This is a genomic window from Pseudomonas jessenii, from assembly GCF_002236115.1.
GTDB classification, from domain to species: Bacteria; Pseudomonadota; Gammaproteobacteria; order Pseudomonadales; family Pseudomonadaceae; genus Aquipseudomonas; species Aquipseudomonas jessenii.
The window spans coordinates 657000-671460 of sequence record NZ_NIWT01000001.1 but is presented as its reverse complement, the minus strand read 5'-3'; the positions used below and the strand labels follow the sequence as shown (position 1 = coordinate 671460).

Below are 14461 nucleotides of genomic sequence, written 5' to 3'. Positions count from 1 at the left end.
GCTGCATCAAGCAATGGCAAAAAAACTGATAATGGCGACACTTGGATTTTCCAGCTTTCCAGCTTTCCAGCATTCATTGCCTTATTGGATGTTGCAATATTTCGCGATCGCATCCGTTTTTCAGAATCGTTTTTGCTGATTCTCGTCACATTGGGTTTAATCCTTGTAACGCATTCATTCGGTCTCGGCAATCAGGGCACCCTAGCGCTTCTATGGGGATTAGGGGCCGGTCTTGTCTTTGCTTTGCTAGCCCTGTTTGGTGGAGAAGATCGCCGGCATCTGGAGATGCTTGTAGATGGCGAGAAACCTCAAGCCGAAGGTAAAAATCAACGCAATCCAGCCGGCGATCCAGATCGAGGGGAATACGTTGCGCAGCAGAACATAGAGCGTGCATCCCAGCAAAATTGGCGTGGCATAAATGTCACGTGACATCAGCAGTGAGACTCTTCCGGCCAGGACATCCCGCGCGATGCCGCCTCCAATACTGGTCAGCACTCCCATCATCACTGCCAATGGCGCTGCGAGATGTAATGCCAGGACTTTCTCGGTAGCGGCCAGTCCGAACAGCGCTGCAGCTAACCCATCGAGATAAAGCAACAGACGGTAACGCTGTTGTAGTCTTTGGGTCAGAAAAAACGCCAGGAGTGCTGCAAGCAAAGCGGCCCAAATGTAATTGAAGTCGGCAATCCAGAAGATCGGAAGATCCAGTAACAGATCGCGCAGGGTACCGCCGCCAATAGCCGTGATGATTCCGAGCACCACAGCACCAAACAAATCGACATCGGCTTTCTTGATGGCCAGCACACCTGTGATGGAAAACACCGCAATACCCAGCATTTCTTGAAGATAAAGCATCTTTTATTCCCTTCTCAGGTGACCCGGCAGTAGAACCGCGTTGATGAGTAAGACAATGCGAATTTCGACTTCGTTACATATAACAATAACTGAACTTTTAAAGGGCGTCTTTCTAAACTAGTGCCTTAGTGCAGGAAGTTTCTTATTGATGCGCTGGCGAGGCGTTGTGTCGCAAACAGATAAGCGAATGACGTACCCAGTCGATTCGGCGACTCAGGGCAAGCCGTAGCATCGTGGCCGTCATAAGGATTTGCATTGTGATGATTCTTAAAATTACAAGAGGTGCATTATGCATGACTATAAAACCCCAGATTTTTAAATCTCGTTCTTTCCAGCCTGACCCTCACGTTCCACAGCATTAGAAATACGCTGTTCTCAAAGTTCAGAGTTGATACTTGCAAACATATTTGCAAGTCACTGAATTACGGCAGCTCGCCTCCAAAAAAATAACAAGGGCTCACTAATGTCAACTAACAGCAAACTAACAACGGATGACAATCTGGCCGCTGGCTTCAAACAGCGGCATGTCACCATGCTTTCCATTGCCGGCATCATCGGCGCGGGGCTTTTTATCGGCTCGGGCCACGCCATCGCGGCAGCCGGGCCATCAGCGATCGTCGCCTACGCCTTGGCGGGGCTGCTGGTGGTACTGGTGATGCGAATGCTCGGCGAGATGGCGGTCGCCAGTCCCGATACGGGCTCGTTTTCCACCTATGCCGACCGCGCCATCGGACCTTGGGCCGGCTTTACCATTGGTTGGTTGTATTGGTGGTTCTGGGTGTTGGTGATTCCGCTTGAAGCCATTGCCGCTGGCGTTGTGCTCAACAGCTGGTTCCCTCAGGTCGAAACATGGGTGTTCGCGGTAGGCGTAACCGCTTTGCTCACCCTGACGAACCTCTTCAGCGTCGCCAAATACGGCGAATTCGAGTTCTGGTTCGCCATGGTCAAGGTGATAGCCATCGTCTCCTTCATTGCGCTTGGAGCCTGTGCCATTGCTGGGGTTTTACCCGGTCGGGAAGTCAGCGGTGTCAGTCGTCTAGTGACTGAGTTCGGCGGCTTCATGCCCAACGGTTGGGAAGCCATCATCGGCGCGTTGCTGACCACCATGTTCAGTTTCGTCGGCACGGAAGCGGTCACTATCGCAGCGGCGGAATCGAAGGATCCGGCTAAAAATATCGCCCGGGCGACCAAGTCGGTCATCTGGCGAATCTGCATTTTCTACCTGCTCTCGATTTTTGTGATCATTTCCGTGGTGCCATGGAATGACCCGTTGCTGCCAGTGCAAGGGTCGTATCAGCGAGCGTTGGAGATCATGAATGTACCCTTCGCGAAAACCATCGTTGATATTGTGGTGTTGTTTGCCGTTGCCAGTTGCTTGAACTCCGCGATCTACATCTCCTCCCGAATGGTCTATTCGCTGAGCAAGCGTAATGAAGCGCCTGGCTTTCTACAGCGCACGTCATCGGCCGGCGTACCGCGGGGTGCCGTGATCGCCAGTACGGTAATCGGTATCGCCACAACAGCATTGAATTTCTTTGCACCGTCGCAGGTGTTCGCGTTCCTGCTCGCCAGTTCCGGTGCCATTGCCCTGCTGGTGTATCTGGTGATTGCGTTCTCACAATTGCGCATGCGAGCGAAGCTGGAAAAATCCAGTGCCCGGATCGAATTCAAGATGTGGTTGTTCCCTTGGCTGACGTGGCTGGTCATCGGTTTTATCGTTTTCGCCTTGGGCGTCATGGTCGCGATGCCCGCGCACCGTAGCGAGGTGCTTTCTACCGGGGCCTTGACGATCGTGATCATCGCATTGGGGCTGATGAATACTCGTCGTCACGCCCAAAAGACGGCCTGGTCGTCCGCTTGAGCAAAGTCGTAATTCATTAGAGATTGAACCCCCCTGATCGAGCAGCGACGGCAAGCCAGTCGTCGCTGCTCGATATCTTTCAGTACTAAAAAACAAGTAAAAACAATAGGTTGAAGTCTTGTATATCGGTCGATATATGGACGTGTCCTGTCGCTGGCACTTAGCTTGAAATCGCAAACTTCACTTCGATTTCAATAAGGAAAACCAAAAATGGGTCGACTGGTAGGCAAAGTAGCGTTGATCAGTGGTGGGGCAGGGGGTTGTGGCCTGGCCGTTTCGGAATTGTTTGCCAGGGAGGGCGCGAAGGTCGCGATCCTGGATCTGCCAACCAGCCAGGGCGAAGCGGTCGCCGCGCGGATTAACGCGGCTGGCGGCGTAGCCTGTTTCCTGCCTGCGGATGTGTCGGTGGCCGATCAGGTCAATCGCGCTGTCAGGCAAGCCGAGGAGCGCTTTGGCGCCATTACGGTGTTGATGAACCATGCCGGGACGATTTCCGCCGGGCCGTTCCTGGAAACCAGCGAGGCCGACTGGGATCGCCTGATGAGCATCAACGTCAAGAGCATGTTCCTCGTCACCAAGGCTGTCCTGCCGGGGATGATCGAGTCGGGCGGTGGCAGCATCATCTGCACCTCTTCTATCTCCGGTGTGGTCGGTACGCCCATGGAAGTCTTGTACTGCACCACCAAAGGGGCCTGCCATATGTTCTCGCGGGCCATCTCGGTCGAGTACCGCGATCGAAACATTCGCAGCAATGCCATTTGCCCTGGGTTTATCAGTACCGCCCATGGCCAGCGCGAGCTTGATCTGCTTCGCCGGTTTGGCGTGGACGCTAGCGACGAGGCAATCGGGGCGATGCAGGGGCGTCTGTGTGAGCCCGGCGAGGTGGCATCTGCGGCTCTGTTCCTGGCCAGCGATGATTCAAGCTTCGTCAACGGCACGCATCTTTTCGTCGATAACGGATACACCGCGCTCTGAGCCGGAACACTGACCACCAATAATAAATTCGTTTGCACCTGAATTCTGCCAAACAAAAACTCTTAAATAGCAGAGGCAGCAATGGAACATATAGGTACGTATGTCATTTATATCATCATGGTGTGCGCCGTTGTTGGCGGCATAGCCTCCATCGTCAATGCAGAGTCCGAACTCGGAAAGGAATTCAACGCAGGTATCCACAGCATTGGACCGATCTTCCTGCCTGTGGCAGGGATCATGGCCGCCATCCCCTTCATCTCCAGTTTCATAAGCCAGGTCCTGGCTCCGATGTTTCTCTCCATGGGCGCGGATGCGGGTATCGCCGGGCCGATATTCATTGCCTCTGATCTGGGTGGGTATCAATTGGCTCATGCCCTGTCACAAAGCCCCGAAGGCTGGATCCTGGGGCTGATAACCGGGTTCCAGTCCGGCTCGACCGTGATCTTCGTCATCCCCGTTGGCCTTGCGATGCTCAACAAGGCCGATCACAAGTACATGGCGCTGGGCATCATGGCGGGCCTGCTGAGCATTCCGATCAGCATCATCATTATTGCAATGGGCATGCAGTTTCTTGGACTGGGTGTAAGGCCGGACATTGCCACGGCGGGCGAGGCCACTCAGGCATTGCATTTCAATCTTGGCATGCTGGTTCAGAACCTGATGCCGTTGATTCTGTTCTGCGGTGCACTGGCCGCCGCATTGCGCTACTTCCCGAACCTGATGGTGCTGTTGTTCTTGAGGCTTGGTCAGGTCGTATACGGTGTCGTGACCCTGGTATTGGTGGCCTCGATCGTCGAGTACTTCACCTCGTTCTTCAGTTCGGTATTCGGCACTTGGGGTTTCGCCCCCATCATTGCCGACAAGGAAGATCAATTCCGGGCGCTCGAAATCGCAGGTTATGTCGGCATCATGTTGTGCGGTGCCTTCCCGATGGTCTACCTGATCAAGCGTTTCCTTTCAAAGCCCATAGAGAAAGTGGCCGCTGTATTGGGGCTTTCTCCTATGGGCGCGGCAGGTCTGCTCGCGGCTTCGGCTAACATACTGGCGATGTTCCGCTTGGTGGCCGATATGCCGCCAAAGGACAAAGTACTGGTGATTGCCTTTTCCGTTTGTGCAGCGTTCACCTTTGGCGACCATCTGGCTTACTCCGCCAACTTCCAGCCTTCGCTCATTCTTCCCCTGATCATCGGCAAACTCAGCGGCGGCCTGATCGGCATGATGCTTGCCTATTGGCTTGCGGTGCCCAAGGCGCTGGAACTGGGCGAGAAGGACATCAAGGAGAGTGGACTCGGCGCTGCCCCTGAGTTGACCTGAGACCTGCGGTTCCCGGGTTGAGCTCGAAGTCACGCACGATGGCCTGGCATGCTGTCGTGCGTTTACATTTGCGCCATTGGGAAGTTCCATTTTTGCAGAACAAGTGTGGTCAATATGAAAGTCAGTGACGCGAAAATGCTCTCAACCCTGATCAGTGCCGTGGGCTCGGAGCGGATGGGCGCGTCCATTGATTCAGCGCTGAGAAGTATCCTGGGCTTCGATATGAGCTGCGGCTATCTGTTCCGCTTCAATCACCCGCCCATCCTGATACACAACGGGTACAACAAGTCGGTGCCGGAGAAAACGCTGAATGCCTACATTCGAGGCGGCTACCTGCTAGACCCGTTCTATGTCGCTTGCATCAATAATCATCCAGCCGGCCTCTGGCGGATGAGGGATTTGGCACCCGACAGTTTCTTTTCTTCGGGGTTTTCAATCTCCAAGGATCTGCATCCCTGCGTGTCGTCCGAGCATGGCACGCTGATAGAAGAAATTGGCTTCATCATTCCCGTCCAGGCACGAGTCGCCATCGTTTATTCGATGATGAGGAACCTCAGGAATGGAGCCTTCCTGACCGGGGAAATGAATGCGCTGGAAACACTGGCACCGGTTATCAATTCGTTGCTGGAACTGCATTGCCGGCTCAAGCACAGCGATTTTTACATGGGCTCGGTAAGTACCGAGGCGAGATCCGAAGATGCGTTCGTTCACATCCTCCAGGGACAGCTTACGGAGACCCAGCGCTATATCGCGAAACTGATCCTGCAAGGCCATAGCAATACGTCGATTGCCGCCGTGCTGAACATATCGGAAGGCACCGTGAAGGTTCACAAGCACAATATTTACCAGCGCCTCGATATTTCCACGAACGCCGAGCTTTTTCGGCGGTTCATCAACTATCTGACGGGGCCACTCTGAAAAAACAGTGGTTGTTTCCCGATTGCGGACAAGGAGCTTTCAATGTGCATCCTGTACATGGCAGACCCGGCCGATGCGCAGAAGTGGCGTGATTGCCTGTCATCGATGGCGCCTGAACTGGAGTTCCGCGAATGGCCTGATGCAGGTAACCCGGCAGAGGTGCGTTACCTCCTGGCCTGGGAGCCTCTCCCCAAATTTGCTGATCAGTTTTGCAATCTTCGAGTCCTTTACGCTGCGGGGGCTGGCGTCGATCAGTTCGATCTGGCCGGTTTGGCGGCAGGGGTCTCGCTCGTCCGACTGGTTGATGATTCGATGGCCGGCATCATGGCCGAGTATGTTTTGTTTGCCGTCCTTGCCCTGCATCGAGACATCCTCGCGTATCAGCAGGATCAACGCGAAGGACGCTGGCAACCCAGGCCAATCGTGCTTGGTTCGCAGCGGCGAGTTGGCGTCATGGGGCTTGGTAATCTGGGGCGAGCTGCGCTTGGTCGTCTTCAACCATTGGGATTTCAACTCAGTGGCTGGAATCGCTCCTTGAAGGATGTTCCTGGAGGGCGTTGTTATGTCGGACCTGGGCAACTGGATGAGTTTTTAGCTCAGTGCGACATCGTTGTGAACATGTTGCCGCTGACCCCCGAAACAAAGGGCATACTCAATGCTGCAACGCTAGCTCGACTGCCTCAGGGAGCGGGGCTGATCAACGTGGGGCGTGGTGCCCACCTGGTTGAGCAAGATCTGCTTGCAGCGCTCAATGAAGGTCGCGTGGGAGGCGCAGTGCTGGACGTCCTGGCACAGGAACCTGCGTCCCCGGGCAACCCTTTTTGGAAACACCCTCGAGTACTGTTGACCCCGCACATCGCGAGTGATGTGCAGATTGAAGGGGGTGTGGCAGTGATCGTCGAGAACCTTCAGAGAGAGCGAGAGGGTAGACCATTCTTGAATGAGGTTGATCGTTTCAAGGGTTATTAGAGTCCCGTTTTTCAAGGACAAACGCTACGGTTGGCCTGTTGCAATCGCTCCATATCTGCACGAAAACATTCACCCGAAGTCTCAAACCCCCTGGTTCTTTTGAACCTGGGGGCTTTGTTATTCATCGGTCATGGATGATCGGGAGTTGCTTCGCCGCGGACCTAACGGATACCGGCACCCGCCATGGATTCTGGCACCCACTGCGCCGTCGATAGCGGCTCGATGTAGCGGATGCCGCCATGGGGGCCCACCACGCCATTGATGTTGTAGGTGCCTTTGGACAGGTCGTAAGTCATGAAAGGGGTGGCGTCCGGGACCTGCTGGTCGTAGCTCTGGCTGAAGAACGCGAAGGAGCCTCGGTATAGCTGGCCACTGGTGTCGTACTGATCGGAGGCCACCGCGGCCCAGGTGTCTTCATCCAGGTAGAAGCGGCGCTTCTGGTAGATGTGCTTCGCCCCCGGCTTGAGGTTGCCCTCCACGACGTAGACACGGTGCTTTTCCCAGCGTACGAAGTCCGGGGAAATGAAGTCAGGCGTGGTCAGCGACTTGGCAGCGCGAGCGTAGGTGAGTTTGTAAGTGTTGTAGGGCACGATCATTTCCTGCTTGCCCACCAGCGTCCAGTCGTACAGCTCGAGCGCACGAGCGGTACCGGGGTTGGGGGTGTCGTAGGCCAGGATCGAGATCTGTTTGACGCGGCGCTGGGCAGGCATGTACTGCCAGGCGCGGCCAGGGAACTCCGCCGGGTTGGTCGCGTTCTTGAGCATGATCGACTCGCCGGCTCGGCGCGCAGGTCCGGTATAGGACAGCTTCAACTGATAGTAGATGTCGGAGCTGTTGAACGGTTTCGACAGGTTCTCGTAGATCGGGAAGGAGACGAATGCCTCGCCGGTGACCGCCAGGCTCGGTACACCCGCCGTGTCGACGCTCCAGGAGTCGTACTTGGAGTGGATGTTGACGCCCTGGTAGCGCAGCAGGAAATTCCACATCGCTTCGGCACCGGATTGCGGGATCGGGAAAGGCACCCCGGGCATCACATTGTCGATGGCGATCCCGCCGTTGAGGGACCTGGCGTTGGTGGCATTTCTGCGGCTGTTGTCCAGTACCGCCTGTGGGAGCGATGCCGTGCGGTGGGTCGGATAGACGTCGACGCGAAAGGCGGGGTAGCGCTTGGCCAACGCTACAGTGGTGGCGGTCAGCATGCCTTTGTAAGCTTCGACGTTCTTGCTGTTGATCACCAGCAACGGTCTTTCGCCCGCGAAGGGGTCCGGGCGCATGCTGTCGCCGGTCTTGAAACCGGGCGGCGCAGTGGTCAGGCCACCGTTGTAGGGCGGAATGGAACCGTCGGCATTACCGGCCTTTTCGGCTCCCACCCACGTCAGGCTGGTGCCCAGCCGGGCGGCTTCCTGGCTCGATACATAGGCGCGGGCATCGATGGCCAGTGCCATGAGGGGTACGGCAGCCAGAAGACTTTTCACGAATGTCATATTGTTATTCTCCTGCCTGGCGTACCAGGCAACTCGTGACTCAGGCGCAGCAGTCGCTTACGTCGACTCATCACCAGAGACTTTTTCAGTACTGCCATTAGATAGCCGCCTTATCAGGGGCGCTTTTCATTCGACGACAGCCCCTTGGCTATTGATGACAGGCCCGGGCTGTCTCGTCGGGCATTCGATGGGAGAGTGACTGTCACTTGTTTGTATTTTTCAGCGGAATCATTGGGTTACCGAATGGTCATAGCTATGTCTGAACACTGCCCGGACGAAGGTTTCGAGCAGCCATGACCCTTCCATACTTCCGACGTTTAGGACGTTCATATGAATCGCGCAGTAATCTTGATCGTGGCCATTTCCAGCGCCGTCTTGTTGGGAGGGTGCGGCCCGCACTGGGATGACGGAGAGCGGTACGGGCGATATCACGATCATGACCATCGACGTGGTTACGACCAGAGAGGGGACGATGATCGAGGTTATGACCGTGACTATGATCGCAGGGACTATGATCGCGATCACCGTCGCTACCGTGATCGCGATGACAACGACGACTGATAGGTTCAACGTCATTGAAATGCAGGGGGGCTAGTGGGGAGCTGCGTAAAATAGGGGCAGGAAAAGCCCAAGGTTATCATTTTGCCAAGCCGACGTGGCAACAGGGGGCCAGTAACAGGACAGTCCCCCTTTTCCAGTACCAACCCACTAACCGGCAAATACGGATGAAGCATTTTTCAAGGGAGATACTCATGGCATCAGGGCAATGTCTTTGCGGGGCGGTACGTTTTTCCCTGGCGGTTGAACCCCGATTTTTCTATCGCTGCCATTGCACCCTGTGCCGCAAGCAAACCGGGGTTGGCCATAATCTTGCCACGCTGGTCAACGCTCGCGACTTCCGGTGGGAGCAAGGGCAAGGGATGATCACGGGGTGGCTCAAACCCAGCGGGTACAGAAATGACTTTTGCTCACGATGTGGCTCGACCGTGCCTAATGTTCTTCGCGAAACGCCTTACTACTGGATTCCGCTTGGACTTCTCGATGGCGAGTTGAGCATGGAGTGTGCTGGAGATTTCTGCACCGATGATGCGATGTCGTGGGATGAACAACGCTCGGCAAAAAGTCATTGCGCAGCCCCGGATTCACTGGGGTTTCTTCTGCATGAGTTGCAGGTCAATGCTTGATTCAGGCGCGTGGTCGGCTTTGGGACCCGTTGACAGTTGGAAGGTGAACAACCACAGCACCAGGGCCGTCACACTGATCGAAGCGCCCAGCAAGCTGACGGCAATCCACCCCCATAGCGCATAAACCTGCGTCGCGGCGGCGGCACCCAGCGCGCTGCCCACCGAGTAAAAGCACATGTAGGCGCCGACCATGCGGCTATGGGCGTCGGGCCGTGCCGCGAAAATCAGGCTCTGGTTGGTGACGTGTACGGCCTGCACGGCGAAGTCGAGCAAGACCACTCCACAAACCAGCGCGATCAGTGACGACTGTGCAAAGGCGATGGGCAGCCAGGACAGCGTCAGGATCGCCAACGAAATGCCGGTGACGCGTTGCCCCAAACCCTGGTCGGCCCAGCGCCCGGATCTTCTGGCCGCAAGGGCGCCGGCGACGCCCGCCAGGCCAAACAGGCCGATGACCGTGTGCGAAAGCGACAGTGGTGGGGCGCTCAACGGCAGCACCATGGATGTCCAAAGCACGGAAAAAGCGGCGAAGATCAGCAAGGCCAGCAGGCCCCTGATGCGCAACACCGGTTCGGTCATGAACAGCGTGAGGAGCGAGCGGATGAGTGTCGGATAGGTGTATCGACTGCGTGGCGTCACTGCCGCAGGCAACACTTTCCAGAACACCGCCGCGAGGGTCAGCATCAATCCCGATGAAACGAAATACACGGCGCGCCAGCCCGCCAGATCGGCGATCAGACCGGAGGTGAAGCGCGCCAGAAGAATGCCCAGGACAATACCGCTGGTGACGGTTCCCACGGCCTGGCCACGTTGTGACGGCGTTGCCAGCGCGGCGGTGCAGGCCACCAGCACTTGAACCATCACTGCCAGCAAACCCACGGCGATCATGGCCCCCAATAGGGTCAGCCATTGCTGTGCGGCGCCGACTCCCGCCAGCGCAATCGCAGACAGCAGCATTTGCGTCAGAATCAGCCCTTTTCGGTTTAACAAGTCGCCCAGAGGGACGATGAACAACAACCCCAGCGCGTAACCGACTTGAGTCGCCGTCACCACAAACCCGATCATTGATGGGGCAACATCAAGGCTGCGGGCCATTGAATCGAGTAAGGGTTGTGCGAAGTAGACGTTGGCGACGGCAAGCGCGCAGGTGACAGAAAATAGAAACGTGAGTTGCGCAGACAGCCCCGAAGCCTGCGCGAGGAAAGGATGGGTGGCTGAATCGGTATCTGCTTTCACGTGAGCCTCCGTGGCGCTAAACTGGTTTCAATTAGCAACTGGATTCATTGTTGTCGAATCAGGTTTCATATTGCAACCACATTGCTCAAGACCGGTCGACGGACTTGGCAGTCGTTATCCAAAAGGTAAACACGATGGTCGTAGACCCTTCATCGCCAAGCAGCGAATGCCCGGTAGCACGAACACTGGAAGCCATCGGGGATCGTTGGTCGCTCATGATCATTCGCGACGCGTTTGACGACATTCGCCGATTCAGCGAATTTCAAAAAAGCCTGGGGGTGGCCAGGAACATTCTGGCATTGCGCCTGAAGACTTTGGTTGAGGTCGGTGTATTCGACGTTCAACCGGCGTCGGATGGAAGTGCCTACAAGGAATACGTCCTGACGGAGAAAGGGCGTGAGATCTTTCCTGTGGTGGTCAGTATGAGGCAGTGGGGCGAACGGTTTCTGTTCACGGGGGACGAGACGCGTTCAGTGCTGTTGGACAATGAGTACGGCCAGTCCCTGATGCCAATTGAAGTTCGCTCCTCGAGCGGCCAAAAACTTGGACCGTCCGACTGCCACAGAGTGAGGGTGGTTGCCGGCGAGTCTTGAATCGAACGGTTGAAGGCGATTCAGTCGAGCAGCGACACCAGCCGCGGTTCGATTGACTGGTCAACCACTTCAAGCAACGCCAGGGTGACAGGCAACTTGAAGCGTCGGCGCCCGGCACTGCCAGGATTCAGGAATAGCCGTTCACCGCGCCAGTCGATGCACGGTTTGTGCGAATGACCGGTGATCACCAGCTTGATGCGGCTATCAAGATCGGCCGCCACGTCGGCGATGTCATGCACCAGCAGCACCGTCCAGCCGTTGAACTCCAGGTGCAGACAATCGGGCAACTCCCGCGCCCAGGATGCGTCCAGGTCATTGTTGCCCCGCACCGCATCCACCGGCGCGATTGCGGCCAATTGGTCGAGGATCGCCTCGCTACCGATGTCACCCGCGTGTAGGATGCGATCACAGCCTTGCAGGGCGGCAATGGCTTCGGGGCGGAGCAAACCGTGGGTGTCGGAGATGACGCCAACTTTCATCGCGGGCGGCTCGAGATGCATTCTGGTTCCAGGTTCAAGCGGATGTCTCCTGCGCGGAGCATTGTTGAACGAAGCGGTCAATCAACCACCTCGCAGCCGGCCCCGGCGGCAAATCCGTGCGGTAGATGACGTCGAAGGTATAAATCCCACTTTTATATTCCGGTATGTTCAGTTGCACGAGTCGGCCACTCTCCAGGTCTTCCCGGACCATCGGGGCTGGCATGTTCCCCCAACCGATGCCTTCACGCAGCAGCATGTGCTTGGCGCCCAGGTCCGCCAGGCGCCAGGTGCGGTTACTGAGCACGGCGAAGTCCTTGTCCTTGGTCAGCACCGAACGGTCGGACAGCACCAGTTGCGTGTGCTCTCGTCCGGCACCCGGAACATTCGCGTCGCTTGAAGCCAGCGGATGATTCGGGGCCGCCACTGGTATCAACTCGACGCTGCCGACCCCCATCCTTTCGATACCGTCGATGCCCTCGTTCATGGGGCCACTGACGCCGATGATCGCGCCACGGTTGATCACCAGTTCAGTGACGGCGCCGAGGGCTTCCATGTGCAAGTGCAGGGCAACGGTCGGGAACTCTTCGCGAAAGGACTTGAGTGCATCGACTACGCGCTCGGGGGGTAGCATGACATCGAGTACCACATGAACTTCGGCTTCAAGCCCCTGGAGCAGGCCCTTCACTTTGGCGCGTAATCCATGAACACCGTTGGCGATGGTCCTGGCTTCGGCCAACACCGTGCGGCCGGCATCGGTGAGCTGGGGTTTGCGGGTCGTCTGGCGATCGAACAGCGACACGCCGAGCTGCATTTCAAGGTTGGCGATCGAGTAACTGACAACCGAAGTGGCGCGATGAAGTTTTCTGGCGGCCGCCGCGAAGCTGCCGACTTCCACAACCGTCAGGAACACCCGCAGTTGGTCCAGAGTCGGTGTTCCCGGGTCAGAGATCATGCCTGTTTCCTTGATCCAGACGTCACTCGGAATAATTGCACGATTGATCTCTCCTTTACCGGTTGGATGGGTATACATTTCTAAAAAATCGAATCTAATAATCTAAATTAGTCGGCTATTCAGATTAGCTGATGCAGGGCAACATTTCCTCACCAAGGCGGTTCCTGTCGAATCGAAGCCAACTGAAGGAAATACCCCATGACGACCTCTGCAAACATCGCTCAAACAAGCACCTCTGAACAGAGCCGTTCCGATGTGACCCAAGCCTCGGCCTCGTTGATCGGCCGCGTACTGCTCAGCGCAATCTTCATCCTTTCCGGTTTTTCGAAACTCGCCGCTCCGGCCATGATGGTCGGCTACATCGGTTCGGTCGGGCTTCCCTTTCCACAATTGGCACTGGCGGTGGCGATCATTGTAGAGATCGGCGGCGGCCTGGCATTGATCGCCGGTTACCGTACCCGCACCGTCGCCGCTGTACTGGCCGTGTTCAGCGTGTTCACTGCACTGGCGTTCCATAACGCACTGGGCGATCAGAACCAGTTCATCCACTTCTTCAAGAACATCGCGATGGCCGGTGGCCTGTTGCAGATCGTGGCCTTCGGTGCCGGTCGCTTCAGCCTCGACGCTCGCCGTCGTTGATCCCCCATGCTGCGCAGGGCCCGCGCCCTCGCAGCGCAAATGTTTTGTCCCTTCTTTTCGATTATCGAGGCCTCCATGAAAGCCCTGCGCGTGTACGAATACGGCAGTCCTGAAGTTTTACGCCTGGAAGAGATTGCAGACCCTGTCGCCGGTGTTGGTGAGGTGTTGATCGATGTCGCTGGCGCCGGGGTCAACCCGATTGACTGGAAGATCCTGTCCGGCGCCATGAAAGCGTTCATCCCGTTGCCGCTGCCTTTTACCCCGGGCGTTGAGGTGGCCGGCACCGTCGCCGCGCTGGGGGAGGGCGTCACTGAATTCAACATCGGTGATGAGGTGTTCGGCTTCATCAATATCGTCGGTGGTTATGCGACCAAAGCGGTTGCCCAGGTTTCCAAGCTGGCGATCAAACCAAAATCCCTCAGTGCCTTGCAGGCTGGCGCTGTCCCGGCAACGGCCCTGACGGCCTGGCAGGCGCTGACCGAACACGCTGGCGTGCAACGTCGCCAGAAAGTGTTGATCCATGCCGCGGCCGGAGGCGTGGGCAGCATGGCCGTGCAGATTGCCAAGTACCTGGGCGCTGAAGTCTACGCAACGGCCTCGGCACACCATCATGCCTACCTGAAGGAAATCGGTGCGGATTACACCATTGACTACAGGACCCAGGTTTTCGAGGAGTTGGTGTCCGGCCTCGATGTGGTACTGGACCTGGTGGGCGGCGAAACGCAAACCCGTTCGTTTGCGGTATTGAAAAAACACGGCGTGCTGGTATCGCCGGTGAGCGCCCCAAACATGTCGCTGGCCAACGACTATGGCGTGACCCCCGCGAACTTTGCCACCCGTTCGGATGGCCGGCAGCTCTCGCTCATCGCCGAACTGTTCGACAAGGGACACCTTACCGTCGATGTAGAAACCTACCCGTTGAGCGAGGCGAAAGTCGCGATCGAGAAAAGCATGGGCCGCCACTTACGGGGCAGGCTTGTCCTCGATACAGCGAAGTAAGTT

15 protein-coding genes are annotated in these 14461 nt (G+C 56.7%); 10 read left to right on the top strand and 5 right to left on the bottom strand.

Features of this window, described 5'->3' with window-relative positions:
- Window positions 1–246: 246 nt before the first annotated feature.
- Entirely contained in the window at window positions 247–855 is a 609-nt protein-coding gene (locus tag PSJE_RS03060) for a trimeric intracellular cation channel family protein (RefSeq protein WP_090455163.1), read from the bottom strand.
- A gap of 463 nt (window positions 856–1318) precedes the next feature.
- Between PSJE_RS03060 and gabP the strand changes: the two genes are divergently transcribed.
- From gabP to PSJE_RS03035, 5 genes are all read left to right on the top strand, one after another.
- Window positions 1319–2716 carry a GABA permease gene (gabP, locus tag PSJE_RS03055; RefSeq protein ID WP_090455165.1) on the top strand — a complete coding sequence of 466 codons (1398 nt, stop codon included), beginning with the start codon at window positions 1319–1321 and terminating at the stop codon, window positions 2714–2716.
- Between the two features lie 210 nt (window positions 2717–2926).
- Complete coding sequence (locus PSJE_RS03050) at window positions 2927–3691, top strand: SDR family NAD(P)-dependent oxidoreductase (protein WP_090455167.1); 765 nt, start codon at window positions 2927–2929, stop codon at window positions 3689–3691.
- Between the two features lie 81 nt (window positions 3692–3772).
- On the top strand, window positions 3773–5005 hold the full coding sequence (gene eutH / locus PSJE_RS03045) for an ethanolamine utilization protein EutH (RefSeq protein ID WP_090455169.1): 1233 nt from the start codon (window positions 3773–3775) through the stop codon (window positions 5003–5005).
- Between the two features lie 114 nt (window positions 5006–5119).
- A complete protein-coding gene (locus PSJE_RS03040; protein ID WP_090457875.1) occupies window positions 5120–5923 on the top strand; it encodes a response regulator transcription factor in 804 nt (267 codons plus the stop codon).
- A 42-nt stretch (window positions 5924–5965) separates the two neighbouring features.
- The gene (locus PSJE_RS03035; RefSeq protein WP_090455171.1) at window positions 5966–6892 is read left to right on the top strand and encodes a 2-hydroxyacid dehydrogenase; all 927 of its coding nucleotides are present in this window, start codon (window positions 5966–5968) and stop codon (window positions 6890–6892) included.
- Between the two features lie 161 nt (window positions 6893–7053).
- Here the strand turns inward: PSJE_RS03035 and PSJE_RS03030 are convergent, their stop codons facing one another.
- The gene (locus PSJE_RS03030) at window positions 7054–8376 is read right to left on the bottom strand and encodes a DUF1329 domain-containing protein (protein ID WP_090455173.1); all 1323 of its coding nucleotides are present in this window, start codon (window positions 8374–8376) and stop codon (window positions 7054–7056) included.
- Between the two features lie 330 nt (window positions 8377–8706).
- Here PSJE_RS03030 and PSJE_RS31505 point away from each other — a divergent pair, with 330 nt between their 5' ends.
- Window positions 8707–8937, top strand: coding sequence for a hypothetical protein (locus tag PSJE_RS31505; RefSeq protein WP_090455175.1), 231 nt, complete (start codon window positions 8707–8709; stop codon window positions 8935–8937).
- A 191-nt stretch (window positions 8938–9128) separates the two neighbouring features.
- Complete coding sequence (locus PSJE_RS03020; protein ID WP_090455177.1) at window positions 9129–9560, top strand: GFA family protein; 432 nt, start codon at window positions 9129–9131, stop codon at window positions 9558–9560.
- Here PSJE_RS03020 and PSJE_RS03015 read toward each other — a convergent pair.
- Complete coding sequence (locus PSJE_RS03015) at window positions 9519–10796, bottom strand: MFS transporter (RefSeq protein WP_224795388.1); 1278 nt, start codon at window positions 10794–10796, stop codon at window positions 9519–9521. The two genes, PSJE_RS03020 and PSJE_RS03015, sit on opposite strands and share 42 nt — an antisense overlap.
- Before the next feature lie 134 nt (window positions 10797–10930).
- Here PSJE_RS03015 and PSJE_RS03010 point away from each other — a divergent pair, with 134 nt between their 5' ends.
- Complete coding sequence (locus tag PSJE_RS03010) at window positions 10931–11389, top strand: winged helix-turn-helix transcriptional regulator (RefSeq protein ID WP_090455179.1); 459 nt, start codon at window positions 10931–10933, stop codon at window positions 11387–11389.
- Between the two features lie 20 nt (window positions 11390–11409).
- On the opposite strand, the gene PSJE_RS03005 is transcribed toward PSJE_RS03010, so the two are convergent.
- Window positions 11410–11868, bottom strand: coding sequence for a metallophosphoesterase family protein (locus PSJE_RS03005; protein WP_090457877.1), 459 nt, complete (start codon window positions 11866–11868; stop codon window positions 11410–11412).
- Between the two features lie 34 nt (window positions 11869–11902).
- Complete coding sequence (locus PSJE_RS03000; RefSeq protein ID WP_057714853.1) at window positions 11903–12820, bottom strand: LysR family transcriptional regulator; 918 nt, start codon at window positions 12818–12820, stop codon at window positions 11903–11905.
- Between the two features lie 198 nt (window positions 12821–13018).
- Here PSJE_RS03000 and PSJE_RS02995 point away from each other — a divergent pair, with 198 nt between their 5' ends.
- The gene (locus PSJE_RS02995) at window positions 13019–13459 is read left to right on the top strand and encodes a DoxX family protein (RefSeq protein WP_057714852.1); all 441 of its coding nucleotides are present in this window, start codon (window positions 13019–13021) and stop codon (window positions 13457–13459) included.
- Between the two features lie 75 nt (window positions 13460–13534).
- Entirely contained in the window at window positions 13535–14458 is a 924-nt protein-coding gene (locus PSJE_RS02990) for an NADP-dependent oxidoreductase (protein ID WP_090455181.1), read from the top strand.
- Window positions 14459–14461 lie beyond the last annotated feature (3 nt).

Coding starts and splice junctions, on each gene's coding strand:
- eutH (WP_090455169.1), top strand. CDS start 3,773: ATGGAACATATAGGTACGTATGTCATTTATATCATCATGGTGTGCGCC.
- PSJE_RS31505 (WP_090455175.1), top strand. CDS start 8,707: ATGAATCGCGCAGTAATCTTGATCGTGGCCATTTCCAGCGCCGTCTTG.
- PSJE_RS02990 (WP_090455181.1), top strand. CDS start 13,535: ATGAAAGCCCTGCGCGTGTACGAATACGGCAGTCCTGAAGTTTTACGC.
- PSJE_RS02995 (WP_057714852.1), top strand. CDS start 13,019: ATGACGACCTCTGCAAACATCGCTCAAACAAGCACCTCTGAACAGAGC.
- PSJE_RS03030 (WP_090455173.1), bottom strand. CDS start 8,376: ATGACATTCGTGAAAAGTCTTCTGGCTGCCGTACCCCTCATGGCACTG.
- PSJE_RS03040 (WP_090457875.1), top strand. CDS start 5,120: ATGAAAGTCAGTGACGCGAAAATGCTCTCAACCCTGATCAGTGCCGTG.
- PSJE_RS03020 (WP_090455177.1), top strand. CDS start 9,129: ATGGCATCAGGGCAATGTCTTTGCGGGGCGGTACGTTTTTCCCTGGCG.
- PSJE_RS03035 (WP_090455171.1), top strand. CDS start 5,966: ATGTGCATCCTGTACATGGCAGACCCGGCCGATGCGCAGAAGTGGCGT.
- PSJE_RS03060 (WP_090455163.1), bottom strand. CDS start 855: ATGCTTTATCTTCAAGAAATGCTGGGTATTGCGGTGTTTTCCATCACA.
- PSJE_RS03050 (WP_090455167.1), top strand. CDS start 2,927: ATGGGTCGACTGGTAGGCAAAGTAGCGTTGATCAGTGGTGGGGCAGGG.
- gabP (WP_090455165.1), top strand. CDS start 1,319: ATGTCAACTAACAGCAAACTAACAACGGATGACAATCTGGCCGCTGGC.
- PSJE_RS03010 (WP_090455179.1), top strand. CDS start 10,931: ATGGTCGTAGACCCTTCATCGCCAAGCAGCGAATGCCCGGTAGCACGA.
- PSJE_RS03005 (WP_090457877.1), bottom strand. CDS start 11,868: ATGAAAGTTGGCGTCATCTCCGACACCCACGGTTTGCTCCGCCCCGAA.
- PSJE_RS03000 (WP_057714853.1), bottom strand. CDS start 12,820: ATGATCTCTGACCCGGGAACACCGACTCTGGACCAACTGCGGGTGTTC.